Annotated in this window: 16 protein-coding genes; 6 read left to right on the top strand and 10 right to left on the bottom strand. The window is 51.8% G+C overall.

Annotation, left to right across the window (positions count from 1 at the left end):
• Nucleotides 1-535: 535 nt before the first annotated feature.
• Both AC2FNE_RS00080 and AC2FNE_RS00075 read right to left on the bottom strand, forming a co-directional pair.
• Nucleotides 536-1477 carry a phosphotransferase enzyme family protein gene (locus tag AC2FNE_RS00080; protein WP_496804540.1) on the bottom strand — a complete coding sequence of 314 codons (942 nt, stop codon included), beginning with the start codon at nucleotides 1475-1477 and terminating at the stop codon, nucleotides 536-538.
• Nucleotides 1474-2760, bottom strand: a complete 1287-nt coding sequence (locus AC2FNE_RS00075) for an aspartate aminotransferase family protein (RefSeq protein WP_170604354.1) — start codon at nucleotides 2758-2760, stop codon at nucleotides 1474-1476. The genes AC2FNE_RS00080 and AC2FNE_RS00075 overlap by 4 nt, the downstream gene beginning before the upstream one ends.
• Nucleotides 2761-3009: 249 nt before the next feature.
• Here AC2FNE_RS00075 and AC2FNE_RS00070 point away from each other — a divergent pair, with 249 nt between their 5' ends.
• Nucleotides 3010-4920, top strand: coding sequence for a DUF3604 domain-containing protein (locus tag AC2FNE_RS00070; protein ID WP_496804539.1), 1911 nt, complete (start codon nucleotides 3010-3012; stop codon nucleotides 4918-4920).
• A 128-nt stretch (nucleotides 4921-5048) separates the two neighbouring features.
• Here AC2FNE_RS00070 and AC2FNE_RS00065 read toward each other — a convergent pair whose 3' ends face one another.
• Nucleotides 5049-6938: an SLC13 family permease gene (locus tag AC2FNE_RS00065; RefSeq protein ID WP_170476500.1), complete on the bottom strand. Its 1890-nt coding sequence runs from the start codon at nucleotides 6936-6938 to the stop codon at nucleotides 5049-5051.
• Nucleotides 6939-7485: 547 nt separating this feature from the next.
• Here AC2FNE_RS00065 and AC2FNE_RS00060 point away from each other — a divergent pair.
• The 5 genes from AC2FNE_RS00060 (at nucleotide 7486) to AC2FNE_RS00040 (ending at nucleotide 11904) form a co-directional block, all read left to right on the top strand.
• Entirely contained in the window at nucleotides 7486-7977 is a 492-nt protein-coding gene (locus tag AC2FNE_RS00060) for a hypothetical protein (protein WP_170604250.1), read from the top strand.
• Between the two features lie 294 nt (nucleotides 7978-8271).
• On the top strand, nucleotides 8272-8739 hold the full coding sequence (locus AC2FNE_RS00055; RefSeq protein WP_496804538.1) for a transglycosylase SLT domain-containing protein: 468 nt from the start codon (nucleotides 8272-8274) through the stop codon (nucleotides 8737-8739).
• A gap of 369 nt (nucleotides 8740-9108) precedes the next feature.
• Complete coding sequence (locus tag AC2FNE_RS00050) at nucleotides 9109-10485, top strand: ammonium transporter (RefSeq protein WP_496804537.1); 1377 nt, start codon at nucleotides 9109-9111, stop codon at nucleotides 10483-10485.
• 24 nt (nucleotides 10486-10509) lie between these two features.
• The gene (locus tag AC2FNE_RS00045; RefSeq protein WP_170476507.1) at nucleotides 10510-10677 is read left to right on the top strand and encodes a hypothetical protein; all 168 of its coding nucleotides are present in this window, start codon (nucleotides 10510-10512) and stop codon (nucleotides 10675-10677) included.
• 60 nt (nucleotides 10678-10737) lie between these two features.
• Entirely contained in the window at nucleotides 10738-11904 is a 1167-nt protein-coding gene (locus AC2FNE_RS00040) for a cytochrome P450 (protein WP_496804536.1), read from the top strand.
• On the opposite strand, the gene AC2FNE_RS00035 is transcribed toward AC2FNE_RS00040, so the two are convergent.
• From AC2FNE_RS00035 to AC2FNE_RS00005, 7 genes are all read right to left on the bottom strand, one after another.
• Nucleotides 11901-13214: an NAD(P)/FAD-dependent oxidoreductase gene (locus tag AC2FNE_RS00035; RefSeq protein ID WP_496804535.1), complete on the bottom strand. Its 1314-nt coding sequence runs from the start codon at nucleotides 13212-13214 to the stop codon at nucleotides 11901-11903. The genes AC2FNE_RS00040 and AC2FNE_RS00035 overlap by 4 nt on opposite strands.
• The gene (locus AC2FNE_RS00030) at nucleotides 13211-15583 is read right to left on the bottom strand and encodes a trimethylamine N-oxide demethylase (RefSeq protein ID WP_496804534.1); all 2373 of its coding nucleotides are present in this window, start codon (nucleotides 15581-15583) and stop codon (nucleotides 13211-13213) included. The genes AC2FNE_RS00035 and AC2FNE_RS00030 overlap by 4 nt, the downstream gene beginning before the upstream one ends.
• 4 nt (nucleotides 15584-15587) lie before the next feature.
• The gene (locus AC2FNE_RS00025; RefSeq protein WP_496804533.1) at nucleotides 15588-17573 is read right to left on the bottom strand and encodes an ABC transporter permease; all 1986 of its coding nucleotides are present in this window, start codon (nucleotides 17571-17573) and stop codon (nucleotides 15588-15590) included.
• Nucleotides 17573-18592, bottom strand: a complete 1020-nt coding sequence (locus AC2FNE_RS00020; RefSeq protein ID WP_170476517.1) for a quaternary amine ABC transporter ATP-binding protein — start codon at nucleotides 18590-18592, stop codon at nucleotides 17573-17575. The genes AC2FNE_RS00025 and AC2FNE_RS00020 overlap by 1 nt, the downstream gene beginning before the upstream one ends.
• Before the next feature lie 75 nt (nucleotides 18593-18667).
• A complete protein-coding gene (locus AC2FNE_RS00015) occupies nucleotides 18668-19621 on the bottom strand; it encodes an ABC transporter substrate-binding protein (RefSeq protein ID WP_170604262.1) in 954 nt (317 codons plus the stop codon).
• Nucleotides 19622-19688: 67 nt separating this feature from the next.
• The gene (locus AC2FNE_RS00010) at nucleotides 19689-21023 is read right to left on the bottom strand and encodes a trimethylamine monooxygenase (protein ID WP_496804532.1); all 1335 of its coding nucleotides are present in this window, start codon (nucleotides 21021-21023) and stop codon (nucleotides 19689-19691) included.
• On the bottom strand, nucleotides 21020-21227 hold a 208-nt coding region (locus tag AC2FNE_RS00005), incomplete at its 5' end, for a DUF1330 domain-containing protein (RefSeq protein ID WP_496804531.1). The genes AC2FNE_RS00010 and AC2FNE_RS00005, both read right to left, overlap by 4 nt.

Raw genomic sequence — 21227 nt, 5'->3', positions numbered from 1 at the left:
GGTAAGAAACAAGAAAAAGCAGAAACTTGGCGAGCTTTTCATTTAAGCCTCTCAAATTCTAAGGGCATCCAACCTCGACGAAACAGTTGGGGGAATCCTTTAGGCGAATACCCGGTCAAATGCCAAAATCGGTCCCCAGATCGCGAGTATCAAGATCCCTGTGACCAACCATCTTTGGCGGCGGCGAGCTGCCTCAATCTGGATGCTTTTCGATACCCGCTCAATACCGCACAACGGGCAATGCCAAAACGTGTAAAGGTCACCGTCCTGGTCATCAATAAAATGGTCAATTGGTAAAAACCAGTGGCCCAGCCGCCGGCAAATGCGTCTTTTTGATATGAGCATCTAACAAAAAAATAGTAATTTAAATCAGTGCGAATACTAACACTGTATTGTATATAATTAAAGGTATCTTTGTTAGTTAAAAGAAAGCTATACGCTTGTTTTGGCTGCAGGATAAGCCTTGGAGCCGGTCACAGCGAACGAAAACAAGGCTTGTAAAACTCTGCAGCACATCCCAGGCCGAATGACTATTTTATTCAAGATGTTGAAGGTATTTTGTAACCAGACGTCTGAAGGTTTCGATGAAACGCGTATTTCTTTCCAGACCACCGGGTTCGTCCACTCTGGTAATGATCCACCCAACGTAGGTTGCAGCTCTGATCGACAGAAACAGATCCAATTCAGAAACATCCAGAGGGCGAATTGACCGATAGCCATCGAACAGGCGGCTTTGAAGCATTCGATAGTCGGCGTCAGAAATATGCTTGAACAGCGCTGTTGCAACGTCGAACAAACGATAGCCATAGCCACCATCATCGAAGTCGATCATTTTCAGAAAACCATTATCTACTAATATATTATCCGGCACGAGGTCTGCATGCACCAATCCATAGTCAAGCGATTTTCCGATCCGGTTGAGTTTAACTGATGCGTGATTTCTGAATTTCACAAAGACGGCCCGGTCGGCATTTGTGAGAGAGGGGTTTCCCCAGAACCTGCCCCATAGCGGAGCGTCGCCGACTAACCCGTCACGATCCCAGTGGACCCGGATGAATCCTGATTGGGCGTCCCACGCGTCGGACGCTTGATGAAGGCGTGCCATTTCACGACCAAGTTCAAAAAAAAGCTGCCTTCGCTCCGTAACGCCGAGTTTTGGCAAAGCAGAGGTCATTGTTTCGCCTTTGAGCCAGGTCAAAACATCCACTTGAAACCCCTCGATATGGCGCAGAACCTCACCTTTAGGAGTTGGAACCGGTGCGGGCACAGAGAGTCCCGCTTCGGCCATCGCCGCCATCCACTCCAGTTCCGATCGCAGCTCACCATCGGTGCGATAGCTTTGCCGGTGTACGCGAAGCGCCAGGCGCATGGTTCCCAAACGCACTTCGTATACCGTGTTTTCTCGCTCAGCGACCAAGCTGACGTCGGCGCGTTCCATACCCCATACACGTAAGGCGGTATCAACGACATGTTTCACGATGGCGCAAGGGTGCCCAGAACCTCGTCCAAATTGTCGAACAATAGGTCTGCGTTTTGACAAGAGAAAGGCATGGGGGGACGGATTTTTAGGGTGTTTTTGTACCGCCCCAGTTTTGAATGGATGATCCCGCGTTGGCGCATTTCGTTAATGACGCGGTCAGTGAAATCACTGGCTGGGTCTTTTGTTATTCTGTCACGCACCATTTCTGCGCCGAAAATCAATCCAGATCCACGGACATCTCCGATATAGTCGTACTTTTCCTTCAACGCCGCCATTCGCGTGCGCGCATAATCACCGACCCGCTTGGCATTCGCGACAAGTTCCGCTTCTTCCAGTTCTTCCAGTACGGCAATGGCCGCCGCACAGGATACAGGGTTGCCCCCAAATGTGTTAAAGTACCTGTACCCTTGGCGGAATGCAGCAACGATATCGGTGTCAGCTACCACTCCGCCCATAGGGTGCCCATTTGCCATTGGCTTTCCCAGTGTCATGATATCAGGGACGATGCCCATTTTTTCGTGCGCCCACATGTGCGTACCAGTGCGGCCAAATCCCGATTGCACCTCATCGCAGATCAAGAGACCACCAGCTTTGCGGACTGCATCTGCCGCAGGTCGTAGCCAGCCGTCGGGATTGTCCGGAAATCCTTCATTCAGAAAATAGGGGCAAACAATGAGTGCAGCAAAACCAATTCCATCTTTCTCAAGCACATCGATTTGTTCGGTCACTGCCGTTGCAAAGTGCTGTCCATCTGTATCGGGGTAGCGATAACTGTCCGGCGCGTTGACGAAGCGAACGTATTTGTCCAGCCCGAAACCGACATCCGGTACGTTCGACCTGCTGAGCTGACTGACAAGTGACGTGTTGCCATGATAGGTCGCGTCCGTCGCGATGATCCCGCGTTTACCGGAAACGGCTTCCGCCATCCGCAAGGCGATGTCATTTGCCTCTGATCCGGTGCAGGTCAGAATGGCTGTATTCAAAGACGGTGCCATCGTGTCGGTTAGTTTCTCAAGGTATTCGATTATCCCTTCATGCAAATACCGAGTATGCGTATTCAGCTTGCCGGCCTGACGGCAAATCGCTTCAACAACCCTTGGATTGCAATGTCCGACATGCGGCACGTTGTTGTAACAGTCCAAGTACTTTCGACCATCAGCGTCCCAAAGCCAAACGCCCTCACCTTTCACAAAGTGGACAGGGTTATCATAAAAAGTGGATACGTTGGGCCCAAGCAATCGTGCCCGGTCTTCCAAGAGTTGTTGCGTCGTGCGTGCCAAAGCGAAGTTGATCCATGTTGCTTGGAACAAACTTAACAAGGCAAACGTTGTTTGCACAGAAGCACGACGTTGCTTAAGGCTCAGAACTATTTTAGCGAGAGGTATTTACCGGTCGATTTGGTCGCGGTGCAGTCGTTTGATCCATAGGGACCAACGCAGATTCGACGGCTTTTCGGACAACCGAATTCCAACCGAAGACATTTTCTGTCGTGAATATGTGATATGATGCCCCCAATTAGGGAGGAAAAGTTGTTTCGTTTGATATTTCCCGCCGCTCTTATTCTTGGGAGCCCAGCCTTTGCTCAGGACGCTATTAACCCTTTCGGGCTTACCGGACCTTCTGGGCGACCTTATTCGCCTTACGCCGAACGCGCGTTTCCGACCCAAGTCTATTTTGGCGACACGCATGTTCACACAGGATTGTCAGGGGATGCCGGCGGAGGGGGCACACGGCTCATGCCTCGCGACGCATATCGGTTTGTGCGGGGCGAGCAGGTGATGTCAAACACCGGCCAACCTGTCAAACTATCCCGACCTCTCGACTTCTTCATGATCACAGATCATTCGGATGCGATGGGTGCCATCACCGACATTATCGGTGGCGCGCCGAACATCCTTGCAGATGAGCAAGGCAGATACTTTCACGAAGAGTTCAATAAAGGTGGAGAAGCCGCATTAGCAGCGGCACTTGAGTTGACTGCGGCGTTCGCGCAAGGGCAGGTTTCCCCTGCGCTGAACTATCAACCGGGAAATCCCGCTTATGCTCGCGTTTGGGACGACATTATCGATTCGGCCGAAGAGTATAATGAACCCGGCGTATTCAGCACGTTCATCGCCTATGAATGGACGTCCCTCGTCGCAGGCAACAATCTGCATCGAAACGTGATTTTCCGAGATGGCCCCCAACGCACACGGCAAATACTACCATACACCACGACGCCGCCCGTAGGCTCCCCGAACCCTCGTGACCTTTGGAATTGGTTGGAAAATTATGAGCAAACGACCGGCGGACGCGTACTGGTGATCCCTCACAATGGTAATCTGTCGAACGGTTGGATGTTTCCGCTTGTCGATGACTTTGCAGATGGCGCACCACTGGACCCCACCTATGCGGAAGCTCGAAACAGATGGGAAAGACTGTACGAACCAACGCAGATAAAAGGCGACGGTGAGGCGCACCCGTTCCTGTCACCTGATGATGAGTTTGCTGACTTTGAGACGTGGGATTACGGGAACCTGGATGCTTCGGTTCCGAAAAAGCCAGATATGTTGCCCGGTGAATATGCTCGATCTGGGTTGCTTCGAGGCTTGTCACTGGAACACAAATTGGGGACGAACCCTTTCAAATTTGGCTTAGGCGGAGCCAGCGACACGCACACTGGCTTGACCGCGCCCGACAACGACAATTTCTTTGGTAAGTTCACTGGGTACGAACCCAGTGAAGAACGTAGCCAACATGTAAGCAAGACATATTCTGATGGAGCAGTCGCGCTGCGGTCCTCGCAATACATTACCGGAGGCCTGACGGCAGTCTGGGCGGAGGAAAACTCCCGCGAGGCAATTTGGGATGCAATGCATCGGCGTGAAACCTATGCAACCACAGGACCCCGTATACGCGTCCGAATGTTCGGAGGTTATTCCTTCAAAGAAGACGACGCGTTGCGACGGGATTTGGCACTAGTAGGCTACACCAAAGGTGTGCCGATGGGTAGTGATCTAGGTACAGGAGAAGGCGCCCCTTCTTTTCTAGTTTATGCGCTTCGTGATCCGGTGGGTGCCAATCTGGATCGCATTCAGATCATCAAGGGTTGGCTGGACACCGAAGGCCAGCAACAGGAAAAGGTTTATGATATCAGCTGGTCGTGGGACCGTGAACCAAATGCCAATGGGAAGTTACCACCCGTGGGAAATACCGTGGACCTCTCAATTCCATCTTGGACAAACACAATTGGGGCCTCTGAGTTGGGGACCGTGTGGAAAGATCCTGACTTTGATCCTTTGGAAAGCGCGTTCTACTACGCTCGAGTGATTGAAATCCCTACCCCACGATGGACAGCTTATGATGCTGTAAAGTTCGGAATAGAAATGCCCGAAGACGTCCAATTGATAACACAGGAACGCGCCTATACTTCACCAATATGGTACGTGCCAGTACAATAGTCCTGACTGCAAAATCTGATTTGCGTTAGGTTCAGCGCACGGTCTTTGCAGCCAATGCATACGCCAGTTGAGCGGAAAAAGCTGCGTTATAGCTTTTGCTGAACGTCGATGACCTTACCAAAAACGGATTAGAAAAAGAGCGCTAACCCGGTCATGGAGACAATCAAGAAAAGCAACGTCATGATGCCGCCAGAACGAAGGAAATCGACCACCCGGTAACCTGCAGGTCCCATAATTAGAGCATTCACCTGGTGGGTCGGGATCAAAAATGAATTGGACGTTGAAATTGCCACCGTCAAGGCAAACACAGCTGGGTTTCCTCCCGCTGATACCGCAATAGAAACAGCTAGCGGAACCAATAAAACAGTTGCGCCTACGTTTGACATAACCAGCGTGAACGCTGTAGCCAAAACTGCTATTCCAGCTTGCAACGACCATATTGGCCAACCTTTCAGGAAAGCTAGTACGTGCGCAGCGATCCAATCCGCGGTGCCGGTGTTTTGGACCGCCTGGCCAAGCGGGATCAGAGAGGCGAGCAGAAAAACCGTGCTCCAGCTGATCGATTCATAGGCTTCATCAATCGACAGTACTCGGCTCAGCACCATCCCAATAGCACCGATCAACAGACACAAAGACAGACGCAAATCGGAGAAGAGGATCAAACTCAGCGCTATGATAAAAAAGGCGACTGCCCAGCCGACTTTGTGCGGCCGCAATTCCTCCTGCGGAAAGTCCGAGGTTACAACAACAAAATCTCTGTCAGACTTTAGTCGGGTCAGCCGATCCCACTGTACATGGACGACACAAGTGTCCCCTGCCTGCAAAGGTACCTGCCCGATATGTGTGGCCGCATGATCCTCAGTTTCCACATGGCTTAAAGTTTCCTCGCCACGTTGAATAGCCAACAATGACAGCCCATGTGTTTGACGCAGACGAAGATCAATCGGGGTCTCACCAATAACCGAAGAGCCAGGCGGAATAACGACCTCTGCCACCCCTGATTGAGTTGCGGCAAAATCATCTGCAAATACATCCAGTTGCGGCAAAATTTCCAGTCCGTACGGTTCGGCAAACTCCCTCTGAACAACTCGACGCAGGCCAAGCACCGCCAATCGCGCTGGCGCCTCTATCTTGGTGTCAGCCATTGGTGCGATGACCTTGTGGCCTCGATAGGATGTGCCGAGGATATACATATGATGGGCGACCATCAGATCGGCGAGGGTCTGTCCGATGATGATTGAGCCTTCCGGAACTCGAACTTCGAACATATCCGCCCGAAGACCATACGTATTTTCAATATAAGCCTGCATGGATCGAGCTGAGCTGGCATCCTCTCCCCGTTCGCGGTGCGCAGGCAGAACCCAACGTCCGACCAGCACAAAGTAAAGTACTCCGGTCAAAACCAGCATCACGCCGATAGGTGTAACGGAGAATAAACCGAATGTTTCCATCTGCTGATCCGCGGGCAAAGACGCATTTGCCGAGACAATAAGGTCGTTCAACAGGATTAATGGTGAAGAACCCACCAGAGTGATGGTGCCGCCAAGTATTGCGCAAAACCCCATGGGCATCAGCAATCGGCTCATCGGGATTTCTGTACGCGCTGAGATACGGCTAACAACCGGTAGAAAAAGCGCTGCCGCCCCGACGTTCTGCATAAACGAGCTAATAATGCCGACAGTTGTTGAGACAATTGGAATAATACGTGCTTCTGTGGTCCCTCCATTTTTTAGGATCACGGCAGCAACTTTTGACATCAGTCCAGTTTTGTCGAGCCCCGCACCAAGAATCATAACCGCAATAATGGACATCACCGCGTTAGAGGAGAAGCCTTGAAAAAGTTCGGTAACATTGGCCAGATTTCCCAATCCAGGCAGATAACTCAGCGCGCCCAACAGTACCATCACAAGAACGGCCGCCACATCAATCCGCACGACTTCGGTTACGAAAAGTAAGACCGTGAATGACAGCAAGCTCAGCACTGCGATCATTTCATAGGTCAGTGTAGGTAATTCCATAGCGTACTCCTGACCTTACCCTAACCTACTGTGAGTAAATGCGAAGGACCAACTGTGCGCGGAAGATAAGGCCAAAAGCCTTCTGACCGGTTTGCCCCAACCAATTGCTTAGCAGTTTCTGCAGTTCAGGACAGGTTAAGCCGCGCATGCGAACGCAGGTTTACCGCCGTATTCGCAGGCGCGCTCTGTTTCAGCCGAATGGAGACCGCAAACCCGGCAGGCACGTTCGAACGCGGATCGGAGCAACGCAGAGATTTTCTTCCGTTTGAGATCTGAAGCAGAAACGGATGCGTCGCCAGTTTCCACTTTAAGAACAATGTGTTTCCAAGTGCACGGTGGACACATTTTTGACACAATGTCAGTCTGAAAATATTGGCGACGAACTTAAAAATTTTGGAAAGTACGACCTTTTCTATTGGCTTTATGGGGGACGTTTCGTCGGGTCGCCCTACGAGCGACCGCCTAATAATGCTGAAGTGTTACCCTACTGGATCCACAGAAGCTTCATTTAGTCCAACGCGGGGCTTGCGATGCAGGGGAAACGCTGATGCAAAAAATACTGACCCACTGCTACCTTGAAAGGCGTCGGATTGCGTTTGCGAGCTTCATGGCCTCATTGGCGGGTTTTGTTCTTTACTCGCACTTGGTCGGTACCGTTTTCGGATTGCCCTTCCCCGTATTTGCCGGACTGTTGTATATGGTTGTCGTCGGCTTCGCAGCGGCGCTAACAACCTTTATTTTCCCAAAGCTTCGCAGACTTGTCGATGGCATCGCATTTGCCCGCGTAAGTCTTGCAATCTCGGTTGTAGCTACACAGAATTATCAACTGGTAAAGGCACCATTGGCCAGCGCGATCACAGTAGTTTTAGGCGCCATTATATTATTGGCCATCGGCAGACGCATTGGGAGTCTTGCCCAGAAAGAAAGCGCACCGCAACTGTTAGTGGCGTTCGTTGCGCCAATTGGAGCTTTGTTGCACTGGCTCGACAACTCTGATGGGTATGCTGAAGCGGTCAATCCGGAGACTACTGGCGCATAATCGGCTCCTGCCAAATCTTAGTTTCCGATATATTCAGGATTTGACTTCAATCTTTGGGTAATGCGCAACTTGGAAGCTTTGCTTCTTTACTCTGACGCTTTGCGCTTCCTGCCACGCTGACAGCCGCTGCATCATGCTGCCCCGTTAAATGATACCAAGTTTCTGGATGTACTCGTTTTTACGGAAGAAAAATTGCGCAGCAGGCCGAAACCCGCGCATTGAGTCTCAAGGCTATTGAATATCAGCCGCTGATAGGCAGTGATTGCATCAAGTTTCAGTAAGTTGAGAGGTCGGATGCGATACCTGATCCTAACCGCAGCGTTGTCTTTGGCTGCTTGCAGCAGCGCGCCAAAGGAAACAGTGACTCGACTATATCCTAATGAAACGGTCGAGCTTCGCGTGATGATCAACGAAACGGCGGACGCCCACGGCGTGCCGCGGAGCCTTGTTCACCGCGTGATCCAGCGGGAAAGCGATTACCGCCCCTATGCGCGCAACGGTCCCTACTACGGTTTGATGCAAATCCTTCCAGCTACGGCGCGCCAAATGGGGTTTCAAGGCGAAGCCTCGGACCTATTGGACGCACAGACCAACCTTACCTATGCGGTAAAATACCTGCGTGGGGCTTGGATGGTTTCTGACGGAAGCGAACCCGAAGCTGTGATGTGGTACGCGCGTGGATATTATTACGAGGCACGGAACCGCTGTATGCTTGTGGACACTGGGCTTAGGGATACCGAGGTGCGAAAATACTGCGGCTGAGGGAATACCGAAGTTTCGGAATCAAAATACTTTCGGCTTCCGATTCCTCTGCAATGACCAATCCATTGCTCTTTTGTGTTTGCAGTCAGATCAGAAAGGCACCCAGCGCTTTCTATCAAGTGATATTGGAATTAGTTCTAAGCATTTTTGACAAGATCGATATGCCGCAAGCACAATAATTCGGATCCTCAATTGGCCTGCTGTTGATAGTTCAGAAGTGAGCGGCAACTTCGAAAACAGATTGGGATATTTTTGGATCAAAATTTTTTGTTCTGGTTTCGAATTGGTTTAGTGTAGCATTTTGTCGCAGACTGTTGAAATTCGTCTGTAACAAAAACTCCACCTCGGGAACCAAGCAGGGATGGGAACATGGAAGAGCAACTAGCGGAACTAGCGGCGAAAGTCGCGGAACTGGAAGCAGCGGCTTCTGTAACGAACACAATGTTTGCAGAAACCTACTACTACCTAACAATACCTTTGATGGTTATCATACACGCCGGATTTTTGGCATACGAGATGGGTGCATCCCGACAAAAAAACGTGCTTGCGTCGGGCATTAAGAACATTCTCGCATTCGCGTTTATGATGCCCACATTTTATTTCTTTGGGTGGTGGGTCTACTGGGGGTTCCCAACCGGCATCACGTTCTCAGAGGGCGCCATGGGCATTTCCGGCGCCGAGTACGCTGCATTCGCGTGGCCATGGACCGAAAGTGCAGGACCCAATCTGGATGATCAGGCGACAGGTGTGTTCTGGGGTGCTTTCGCACTTTTTGCAGCAACCACAGCGTCGATCTTCTCAGGCGCGGTAATCGAGCGAATTCAAGTTGTTGGATTTGTTATCCTTGCCGTTGTTCTGGGCTCGTTCGCATGGGTTGTTGCAGCAGCTTGGGGCTGGCACGCAGACGGATGGCTAGTAACCCAATGGGGAGTACACGACTTTGGCGCAGCGGGACTGGTACACGCCGTGGCAGGTTTCTTTGCCCTTGGCGTTTTGATCAATCTTGGCCCGAGAATTGGTAAATACAATGAAGACGGTTCGGCAAATCACATCGCAGGACACAACATGCCTTTCACCGTAACCGGCCTGATGCTGATTATCGTAGGATTCTGGGGCTTTCTGATGGCCTGTGTCATTGTTCCGGGTGAAGGGTGGAGCTGGTACGCGGATAAAGCGACAACAATCTACGGTACGCCGATGACTCTGTCTTCGTTGGCTTTCAACATTCTGATGGGTATGTCGGGTGGTATAATTGGTGCGTGGGCAATCGCTCGTGACCCATTCTTCATGATGTCAGGTGCCCTTGCCGGCATCATCGCCACGGCTTCGGGACTTGACGTTTATGATCCCTCGCTCGCGTTCGTAATGGGCGCCGTAGGCGGAGCACTGCTGAAACCTTGCTACAATTTCTTAGACAAACGCGGCATAGACGACGCTGTCGGTGCCGTAACTGTTCACGGTACGATTGGTCTGTTCGGCCTGATCATGTTTGGAATCTGGGGGTCAGGTCTTCCAGCCATCCAGGGTGACGGCGTTGCCACTGTGTCGCTTGTAGGTCAGCTCGTTGGCGCGGTTGTATTTTTCCTGTTGGGATTTGTGCCTGGGTACGTTGTCAGTTGGATCCTCAACGCACTAGGAATGCTGCGCGTGGCGGAAGAAGCAGAACTCGCAGGGCTCGATCTAACCAAAGTACCATTGCAGGCGTATCCGGAAGGCATTGTTCCTTCCGCGCCTGCTGCAGAATAAACATCTGAATTAGGAGACTGAAAAATGGGATTTGATCTAGCAAACGTCGATGAGATGACTGGCCCGATCTTCACAGGGGCAGGATCATCAATGTCGACTGTCTGGTTTCTTCTCGCCGTTTTGGTGTGCATTTACACTCTTTGGAGTGGCTACAAGCACGAGCATGACGCCTACAAGAAACTGAAAAAGTAACTTCAAGCAACTATCTAAAGGGCCGCCCAATTGGTGCGGCCCTTTTCAGACAGGACAGCCATGGATCGACGTCTTCCATTTCTAGATCTAGCAAGTCCGACCTTTTCAACGCGTTCTCAGGAAGTGCACACAGCGCGCCAGACAGCTTGGTGTGCCCGTACGCCGTTTGGCTATGCAGTTCTACGGCACCGCCAAGGCGGTATGATTTTGCGTGACCGGAGATTTCGTCAAGGCAGCCACTCCTGGCCGAACATGGTGGGGCTAAAGGGCAGTTTCGCCGAGTTTTGGAAACGCAGCGTTATATCACTGGAAGGCGAAGAACATTCAGCATTGAGGAAAATTGCGCAGAATGCATTGGCGCAGGAACATATCGTTGCGCTGGAGCCTGATTTTGTCGAAATCGCAGAAACCTTGTGTGACAACCTTCGTAGTCATGAGCCTTTTGACATAATTGACGGTTTCACCGAACCGTTCGCAGGACAGGCAATTACAACACTATTAGGCCTGCCATTGCACATCTCCGAGCGCCTTGCAGCAGACGCAACCTGCCTAGGTCTCGCTATGGGGCCAGAGGCAATCAATTATCAGGCAGAGGTAAACGCGTCTGTAGACAGATTGACGAAAATGGCAAATCGGTTGCTCGATGCACCGCCAAGCGGCAGTTTTGTCGCCCGCCTAATTTCGGAAGACTATGAAGATCGTCAGGCGCTAATTGATTTGACGGTAATTTCGATCTTTGGCGGCGTGGATACTACTCGCGCGCAACTCGCTTTTGCCGCGCATCTTTTTTCGCAACATCCAGAACAGTGGACCTGGCTGCGGAACAATCCGCAAGCGGTTTCAAACGCCATCGACGAAGTGATCAGAATGCGCCCGACAACGACTTGGGCGACCCGCGAAGCATTGGAAGATGTCACCATCGGTGATGTCATTATTCGCGCAGGGGAAACTGTGCACATTTTGGTTCATGCTTCTGCTACAGACCCTGAAACAGGCCATGATGGCAATTTTGATATTCGCGTCCGCCGAAAACCGCATTTTGGTTTCGGAGGGGGCGCTCATCATTGTTTGGGACACCTTGTCGCGCGAACAGACATGACGGCCGCGTTGAACGTCTGGCTACGTCGGTGGGAGGCTATCGAACTTGCAGAGGAACCAGTCTTTTTGCCTGACAGCGGCAACACTAGCCCCCTGACTATGTCTGTGATGCCCGTCTGGGCCAACTAGTCGTTTGCGGTTTTGTCTTCACGTCGATCGACCCAATGACGATACCACAGATCGAGTGGGCGCAGAAAATGCGGTCGTCCGCCGGAGTGGAACCAGCGAGAAGAAAACCGCGTTTGCGTAAAAGCCGTTTCTCCTTCCGGCGCGCCCACAGCCCGAAGCGCAGCTTTTCGGCCCAACCATGGAGCTAACACTGTTCCACCCCCGGAATACCCCAATGCATAGTGGACACCGTTCCGATCCCCTACATGCGGTAATTGATCAAAGGTGAAACCTGTGTTTCCTGTCCAAACGTGTGACAACTGAACATCTCGCAGCCCCGGCCATATCTCGACCATTTTTTTGCGTAGGCGACGCGCGGCTTTGGTAAGATCGATATCCACAAGGGCTGCGCGGCCTCCGAATAATATTCGAGATCCGTCGGGTGACACTCGGAAGTAGCTGTGGTGCGTTCGAGTTTCCACCATCATGTGACGGCTTGGCGCCAATTCCTTTATCAATTCAGGTGACAACGGTTCTGTGGCAATGATGAAACTTGGCACCGGAAACACACGTTGATTAAACCATTGAAACTGTTGTCCCGTGTAGCCATTCGTAGCCAAAACGATCTTGTCGGCGGTGATTTCTCCATGCGGCGTTGAGACCCTCCACTTTGTTCCTGCGTTTTGGACACTAACTGCCGGACAATTTGAAACTACGGTGATTTTACGGCTCAATACAGCACTCAACAAACCGTGCAGGTATTTCGCCGGGTGCAACGCGCCGTGTTTGGGAAACCGGATGGCTCCTTTATAAAGTGGTGTGGCAATATAATTCGATAATTCATCGCGGCTCAGGATTTCACACGGCCCGCCACCTTTTTCAGAAATCTGCGCAGCCATCCTTTTTTGCGCCGCGAAATGATCAGATGTGTAAGCAAGTTGAACTCGCCCACATTCTTCGTAGTCGCAGGCGATTTTTTCGTTCCTAAGAAGTTTCTTGATCCAGCTCAGTGCATCTGCGGCCTCGGAAAACAGCGCGTCAGCAACGGATGGCCCGTATCGACTGGCCAGTGTATCCCAACCAATCCGCGGGTGTGCACCCAACATGCCTCCGTTTCGGGTCGAGGCCCCCTGCCCCGGCTGTCCACTGTCTATGACCAAAACCCGAGCACCTGAATCATTAGCAGCGATGGCCGCAGACAGCCCCGTATATCCGGCGCCAATTATCAGAATTTCCGTTTGATTTGGCGGCCTTTCTCCAAGGGTTGGCCATGCCACATGATCCCACCAGTATGGACTTCCAGGTACAGCATCCGCTGTGAAGACCTTCAATCGTAGTTACCCTTCACTCGATCTTTCCCGGGATCGAAATGTGGAAACTTCACAACGCGAGCTTTTAATCGCTTTTGCTGGCCATCAAGTTGGCCAATTTCGATTTCCGTTCCAACGCCTGCGTGCGTCGTTACAACCCGGCCAAGCGCGATCACTTTTCCAAGAACTGGCGATTTTACTGCCGAGGTGATTTCACCCACCTGCGCCTTCCCAACGCGAACGCAATCACCGGGCGAAGGCACGGTGCCTCCTTCGATTTCAAATCCAACAAGTTTTCGATGCGGATGCGCCTTACGCTCCTCCAATGCGGCTCGGCCAATAAAATCGTCTTCTTTTGTCTTTAATGGCACAGTAAAGCCAATACCGGCCTCGAACGGGTCTGTTGTGTCGTCAAATTCGCTGCCTGCGAAAATCAATCCGGCTTCGATCCGCATCATGTCCAACGCGGCAAGGCCCAAAGGCGCTATGCCATATTCCTGACCAGCATCCCAAACTGCGTCGAATACTTCGACCGCATCCTTTGGGTGGCAGAATATCTCGTACCCCAACTCGCCCGAATAACCGGTTCGCGAAATCACAACCGCCGTTCCCGCGTAATCGCCGATGCGGGCAATAGTCATTCGAAACCAGGGCAACTCCTCAACGGACGGTTGGGTTGGCGGCGTCCAAAAAATTTTCCTCAGGATATCCTTTGAATGGCGCCCTTGGACTGCAATGTTATGGAGCTGGTCTGTAGACGGCCGCACCCATGCATTTAAACCTCGCTCAACGGCTTGCTCTTTGAGCCATAGACCGCTTGTGTCATTGCCCCCTATCCAACGAAAATTGTTGTCCCCCAACCGATAAATTGTGCCATCGTCAATCATTCCACCATGCTCGTAGCACATGGCGGTATAGCTCACCTGTCCGACGCTGATTTTCTTGACGTTACGCGTAACACAGGCCTGCATCAGCTCTTCGGCATCTGGGCCTGTTACTTCGTATTTCCGCAGCGGCGACAAATCCATTACCGCTGCCTTTTCGCGTACGGCCCAGTACTCCGCTATACTCCCAAGCTTGGGAAAGGTATTCGCTAACCAATAGCCATTATACTCGACGAAGTCTTCTGTGTGGCGCGCAAAGCAATCATGAAACGCGGTTTTCTTTGTCTCTTCCACATCCGCCTCCGCAGACTTTCTATAACCAACGGATCTCTTGAAATCCTCGGTTGCCTTATATGTGCGGACCTGGATATCCGTCGGGTTCCATCCATTTGCTGGATCGACATCACAAGGGCACGCCGTGCTTACACAAACCAAATCAGACAATGCGCGCAGCAACACATAGTCGCCGGGGCGCGACCATGGATCGTCCATCCCGATGGCGTTGGTGTCATCAAGCATTGTATTGAAAAAGAAGTTTATTGCCGGCCAGCCGCCGCGGGGTCGAACGTTGAACTTTGCCAAATCCGCATTCATGTTGTCCGAGCAGTTGATATGCCCCGGATAGCCGAGGTCTTCATAGTAGCGGGCGGTACACGCCAGACCGAAGGTGTCATGCCGGCTGCAGGTGTCTTGCACGATCTCAACAAGCGGTTCGTGATCAACTGACCAATACTTAGAAAAGATGCCCGGGTTCGGATATAGGCTTCCCATCAAGCTGCGGGTTGTCGTCGGATCGATCTCGCGCTCGAGGCCGTCGTCGAGTGCGCGCAGCGAGAACGCCTGAAAATCCGAGCACTCCCTTCCTTTTACATCAAGTATTTGAATATACTGACCCTTTTTGACCTCATAGGCCGTTGCGTTCCCCGGCTGAATATTGAGATCTTGCAGCGGGTCGGCGAGTGGTTCGGGTGGACCCAATACGCCTTTGGCCTGTTTTGGGTCGGCCCGCCGGATATATAGAACAAGCTCAGTAGGTGCGTTCTGTTTTTCTGGGCTCATCGGTTTGCCCGGAGCGGCGCAAATCAACAAACCATCGCATTCCGCTGTAAAGTTTGTCGTATCACCCGGCTTGGATCCTTCGGAAAAAACGCCGATAGCATCGCCAGTTTCAATCGAGAAACCCGATGCAGACAGTGCTTTCAATACTTTAGCGCCTGATCGTGAACTGTTTGCCAAGGTTTCGATTGTTGCGGTGGGCCGCCCTTTACCGATTGCCCCAAGCATTGTCGCATCCGAAGTTCGGTCGGGTGCGAAAAACACGAGTTCACCTTGCTGTAAGCCTTCTTTGTCGACAACACTGATCTCATCCCCGCGAAAAACCGGAATAGCTCGTGACCCACCTCCGGGCACCGGATGACGTTCGACACCGTGTGGCAAGATCGGTAGGCCAGGAGAAACTATCCCCCGCCTTTCCCAGGGATGCTCGATAAACTCAGGTTTGTTCATATCATCATCCGAGCCCCAACATCTTTTTGCGTTTTTCGGCCCAGGCCATAACCGCAAGATCAAATGTCAGGGCCATTAATGCCACGTTTAGACCCAGTACAATGTTCTTGCCAAGCTCTGTCCCCGCAAGCGTCCTCTGCAATTCCTGGCCGAGATCCTGGGTGCCAATAAACGCCGCGATGATCACCATAAAGAAGGCGAACATAATTGCTTGGTTAAATCCTACAGCCATAGTCGGCAACGCCATCGGCAACTGTACTGACCACAACTTTTGTCTGCGCGTTGCCCCTGACATGTCGGCTGCCTCGGTGATTTCCGGGGGTACAGTGCGAAGTCCCTCGATCGTATAACGCGTCAATGGAACGGTTGTGAAAATCACAATTGCAAAAACGACGGCAACATCATTCACGCCAAACAACATAATGGCCGGAATGAGATAGATGAAGCTCGGAAATGTTTGCGCCGTATCGCAGGCCAGCAGAATACGGTTCGACCATTTCGCTGAACGAGCAGCGAAAATACCAAGCGGAATGCCCACAAGCATCGATATTATTACGGCGGAAATGACTGTATAGAGCGTGATAACTGATCGGTCCCACCAACCTGAAAAGGCGACTAATGTAAAGAAAACAAAAGCATAGATTGCGGGCCGCTTGCCGCCCAGCCAATACGCCAGTGCCGTGACCAGCAAGATAAATGCGGGTGTTGGAATCCACAGAAGTGAATTCCTGAACGGTATCAGAACTTTGACGTTAAGAAACCATCGCAACCATTCTGTCACCGCATTCACGGCATCAATCGCCAGAAAACTTTTAATGGCAACGTCAATCTCTTTGCCTTTTGAGAAAGACTGCCGTCGACCAATTTCCGCAAAGACATCAACGAATTGCGCAACAATACAAAAAAACGAAAAAACTGCCAGGCCGATCAAAAGATATGCGTGTTGCTTCCACCAAGGCGTGCCTTTCTCAAAGTGTATTGGTTGTTTGACAACCCACGCTTTTGACAGTCGGTCCAGCATAATTGCGAACAAAACTATAGTCACGCCTATCTCGAAAGAACGGCCTAGCTTGAAGCTGCCCATCATAGCTAGCAGCTTTGCGCCAAGCCCGGGCATCCCAATGAAGGCTGTAAGAACGACCATAGCAAGGCAAAGCATAATCACCTGGTTAACACCGACCAAAATTTCGGTCCGTGCAGCTGGCAAATAGACGCGTGTCAGCATTTGCCAACGGGTACACCCTGACATCTTACCCGCCTCGACAACTTCTGGGCTTACTTTCTTAAGACCAAGTGTCGTCATCAGTATCATGGGCGGCATGGCGTAAATGATCGTTGCTACCGCACCTGCCGTCGGCCCAACTTTGAAGAAAATTACAGCCGGCAGCAGATAAGTGAAAAATGGAAGCGTTTGCAGCACGCTCAGGATCGGTTTGATCACTGTGTCTACCCGGACGTATTTCCAGGCAGCTATACCCAAAAGAAGACCAATCAAAAACGCAATCGGTGCAGCGACAACCAGCACTGACATCGTTTGCATCGCGATGTCCCACTGTCCGATCAGGGCGGTCCAGACAAATGTGCCGCCTGCGAGAACGGCGAGCCTCCAACCGCCAAGGTAATAACCAAGCACTGCCGCTGCACCCGCGATCGCTGTCCAAGGGATAGGTCCCAGCATCGGCCAACGGCGCTTGCCATAAAGCAAGTTTGCGGTCGCATCCAAGAAAAACTCAAGTGGTCCCTCTGCGATAAACCTAGTGACATAGATAAGGCCCAAGTCATTCTGAACAAATGCGAATACCGCATCAAGGGCTTCGGCAGTTGGCGGGATCATCGTCTCTGGTATTCGTTGCAACCAAGGTGGGAGTACACCAAACGCATGCGCCACCATAAGAACGACCGCTGTTCCGACCAGAGTTAGCAAGACCGGATTCCTGCCAACACCGGCGTGGGCGCGCCCGCCGACGTCGGAGGCGTGGGTTACGGCCATCAGCCAGCCCCTAACAGCAGATCGAGAGCTTCGGATCTATGCATGACACCGATCACTTTTCCGGACTTATCAGCGACAGGAATTGCTTCGCGTGTTTCATTCACCAGTTGCCGGGCCAGATCCTGAATCGTCGCTTTTGCGTCCACGGCATTTCCTTCCAGCGTCATGCCGTTGACAGGTCTTGATAAGCCGCGCGCATGAACAACGCGGGCCTTGTCGATATCTTCCGTGAACTTCCTGACATACTCGGTCGCCGGGCTCATAACTATCGCATCCGGCGTATCGCATTGTTCGATAGCGCCATCTTTCATGATTGCAATGCGGTCCGCCAGCCGAAGCGCTTCGTCAAAGTCATGTGTGATAAAGACAATCGTCTTACCCAGCATCTCTTGCAGCCTCAGGAACTCATCCTGCATTTCACGGCGAATAAGCGGATCTAACGCCGAGAATGGCTCGTCCAGAAACCAGATGTCCGGCTCGATCGCGAGTGATCGCGCTATACCTACGCGTTGCTGCTGTCCTCCTGAAAGTTCCCGGGGGAAATAGTCTTCCCGTCCTTCAAGTCCGACTAAACGCACAACTTCCAGCGCCCGCTCGCGTCTTGTGTATTTGTCCTGTCCACGCATCTCCAATGGGAACGCGACATTTTCCAAAACTGTACGATGCGGCAGCAGACCGAACGACTGAAACACCATCCCCATCTTTGAACGGCGCAGTTCTATCAGATCTTTTTCTGCCAAAGACATGATATCCTGACCATCGACTTCGATGGTTCCGCTGGTAATGTCGTGTAACCTGGAAAAACACCTAACAAGCGTTGATTTTCCCGAACCAGAGAGGCCCATGATGACAAGCATCTCGCCTTGACTCACATCTACAGATACATCCTTTACCCCAGCGATATATCCATCAGCACGAATGTCATCGAAGCTGTGATTTTCCGGCATCGTACGCAGGTACTTTTCCGGATGCGCACCGAAAAGCTTCCAAACACTTCTGGCCGAAATTACCGGAGCCATGCCAATCCCCTGTCATCAGGTCACCCGCCCCGCATGGTCTCGCGGGACGGGCATGTTTGTCAAATCACGCAAGGATCAGCCTGAGCACTCATTAATCCAGGGATCGACGATTCCACGATTTGCAGACAGCCATTCAACCGCTGCATCCTCTGGCTCCAACTCGTCTGTGTCTACCAGTTTAGCCATTTCAGCGATCTGAGGATTAGTGAAAGAAATCTTCGTCAAAACGCAATAAGCTGTTGGCCACTTGTCTTTCATACCATCCCAGGCAGCCTTTTTCAGGTAGCCGGTCGCGGGGTTGCCGCAGTCGTAAAGAGCATCTGGGTTAGGTCCAACCGACGGATCGGTGTCACACCCATCCTCCCATGCAGGAAACTCGACAAACTCGCCCGGCCACACTGCTTCGGCAAAGTTAGGCGTCCAGTTGAATACAACGACCGGTTTCTTTTCAGCCTCTGCCGCACCGATTTCAGCCCAGAGAGCCGCGGCAGAACCCGCGTTCACAACAACAAAATCCATGCCCAGCGCCTCGACGCGCTCCTGCCCGTGTTTCAGCCAGTCCACCGGACCGTCCAAATACCGACCTTTGTCGCCCGTCTCAGCTGTTGCAAATACAGCAGCGCAGTCGTTCAACGCTTTCCAGTCCGGCAGACCAGGACAAGCATCTTTGGTCCACATTGGATACCACCAATCTTCGCGGGTTACCGCGTCGTGGTCGCCAGCATCGTGCAGCCCGCCCTTGGACAACGCCTCACGGAAGGAAGCACCGAATGCGCCTTCCCATACTTCCAGCTCCAACGCGACATCGCCCAGACGAACCGACTCGTATACGGCTTGGCTGTCAGTGGTGACGTATTCGACATTCAGATCCATTTCCTCAAACATCTGGCCGACCACGTTCGACATCACAATCTGGCTTGACCAGTTGTGGATCGGGATCACGATCGGATCATCGCTGTCAGCCGCATTGGCGGCGACACCCATAACTGCGACGGCGCTTGCAGAGGCTAATAAAGTCAGTTTTTTCATCTTCATTCTCCCAGTTGCTTTTGGCGAAGCCTCTACGCCTTTCCAGGCGAGGGTTCGTTCGCCCAGTTCAAGTCTTCAGGTAATCCTCAAGACTGTCGTCCAGCGCATCCTTCCACGCGGTGTGATGTGGGGGCGCTTTTGTGCCGGTCATTGGGCTAGTATAGCCGTGGTCCCGGAATTCCATTATCCCTTTCTTCTTGTGCTTCTTCCATTCGTAGAAGGCTTGATTAGCTGCTTCGATATCAAATGACGGATAGTCAGTTTCGTCGATCAGTTCACCGGTATAAGCGCCCTGATAGGCTATGCAGGCATAGTCATCTTCCAGAGCATCTTCGTCGGCCTGCCGCTTTTGCCAATCCGCCTCCATTACTTCGGCATCCGGTAATGCAATGCGGTCCAAAATCACATCGCGCACCCACCAGGCCTGCGCGTCAAACATATTGAATGTGTACCACTGATCTTGCATCCCCAGATAAAAGAGGTCCGGGTTCCCCGTGTATACAACACCTTTATAAAGGTCGTTTGCAGCCAACCGATTGGCTGTCTTCAACCGCAGGTCATCGGGCAGAAACGGGAAATGGTGTTTATATCCGGTGCACAATATGATCGCGTCAACTTCACGGGAAGTCCCATCAATAAAGTGGGCCGTTTTGCCTTCCACTTTCTCTAGTTTTGGAACCTCTTTCCAGTTGTCGGGCCAGTTGTATCCCATTGGCGCGGTCCGGTGGGCAACGGTTACCGAGTTGCACCCGTATTTCCAACACTGCGATCCGATGTCTTCTGCCGAATACGACGTGCCAAGGATCAATATATCCTTGTCTTTAAACTCCACCGCATCCCTGAAGTCATGCGCGTGCAAGATGCGGCCCTTGTAGGATTCGAAACCTGGATAATAGGGGACATTCGGAAAACTGAAGTGCCCAGAAGCTACAATCACATGATCAAAGACGCTGCGGTCTTCGGTATCGGTCTCTGCATCACGAACAGTAACCTCAAACCCATTGTCGACCGCGCGGACGTCCCGTACTACGGTATTGAATTTTATGTACTTCCGAACATCTGCTTTGTTAACTCGGCCTTCGATGTAATCGAAAAGAACAGCCCGCGGCGGATAGGATGCAATGGGTTTTCCAAAGTGTTCCTCAAAGGTGTAGTCAGCGAATTCCAGCCCTTCTTTCGGTCCATTTGACCACAGGTACCGGTACATTGAACCATGACAGGGGTTGCTGTGTTCATCCAGTCCGGTGCGCCAGGTATATCGCCAAAGCCCACCCCAATCTGCCTGCTTTTCATAACAAAAAATCTCTGGAATTTCCGCGCCTTTTTCGGCCGCCGATTGAAAAGCACGCAATTGTGCAAGCCCTGACGGACCTGCTCCGATAATACAGATGCGTTTTGTCATTCTATCCCCTCGACAATTGTCTGAACACTGCTTGATGCGGACATCCGAAGAGCCTTTGCTTCCTCGTAGTCCTCTGAATGGTACCAGTCCTTTGCTGCTTGATAGCTGGGAAAACGGATTACGACGTGCCTATCGCCGGGCGGCGTGCCTTCGTAGCTTTCACTGCGACCGCCACGGACCAAAAATTCACCACCGAATTTTTTT

The organism is Ruegeria sp. YKSD179, from assembly GCF_059612885.1.
This window is presented reverse-complemented; position numbering and strand designations above follow the sequence as displayed.

Bases quoted from the DNA above. Each gene is read 5' to 3' on its own strand.
- AC2FNE_RS00020 (WP_170476517.1), bottom strand. From the start codon at position 18,592: ATGGCTCCGGTAATTTCGGCCAGAAGTGTTTGGAAGCTTTTCGGTGCG.
- AC2FNE_RS00065 (WP_170476500.1), bottom strand. From the start codon at position 6,938: ATGGAATTACCTACACTGACCTATGAAATGATCGCAGTGCTGAGCTTG.
- AC2FNE_RS00060 (WP_170604250.1), top strand. From the start codon at position 7,486: ATGCAAAAAATACTGACCCACTGCTACCTTGAAAGGCGTCGGATTGCG.
- AC2FNE_RS00050 (WP_496804537.1), top strand. From the start codon at position 9,109: ATGGAAGAGCAACTAGCGGAACTAGCGGCGAAAGTCGCGGAACTGGAA.
- AC2FNE_RS00025 (WP_496804533.1), bottom strand. From the start codon at position 17,573: ATGGCCGTAACCCACGCCTCCGACGTCGGCGGGCGCGCCCACGCCGGT.
- AC2FNE_RS00045 (WP_170476507.1), top strand. From the start codon at position 10,510: ATGGGATTTGATCTAGCAAACGTCGATGAGATGACTGGCCCGATCTTC.
- AC2FNE_RS00015 (WP_170604262.1), bottom strand. From the start codon at position 19,621: ATGAAAAAACTGACTTTATTAGCCTCTGCAAGCGCCGTCGCAGTTATG.
- AC2FNE_RS00010 (WP_496804532.1), bottom strand. From the start codon at position 21,023: ATGACAAAACGCATCTGTATTATCGGAGCAGGTCCGTCAGGGCTTGCA.
- AC2FNE_RS00030 (WP_496804534.1), bottom strand. From the start codon at position 15,583: ATGAACAAACCTGAGTTTATCGAGCATCCCTGGGAAAGGCGGGGGATA.
- AC2FNE_RS00055 (WP_496804538.1), top strand. From the start codon at position 8,272: ATGCGATACCTGATCCTAACCGCAGCGTTGTCTTTGGCTGCTTGCAGC.
- AC2FNE_RS00040 (WP_496804536.1), top strand. From the start codon at position 10,738: ATGGATCGACGTCTTCCATTTCTAGATCTAGCAAGTCCGACCTTTTCA.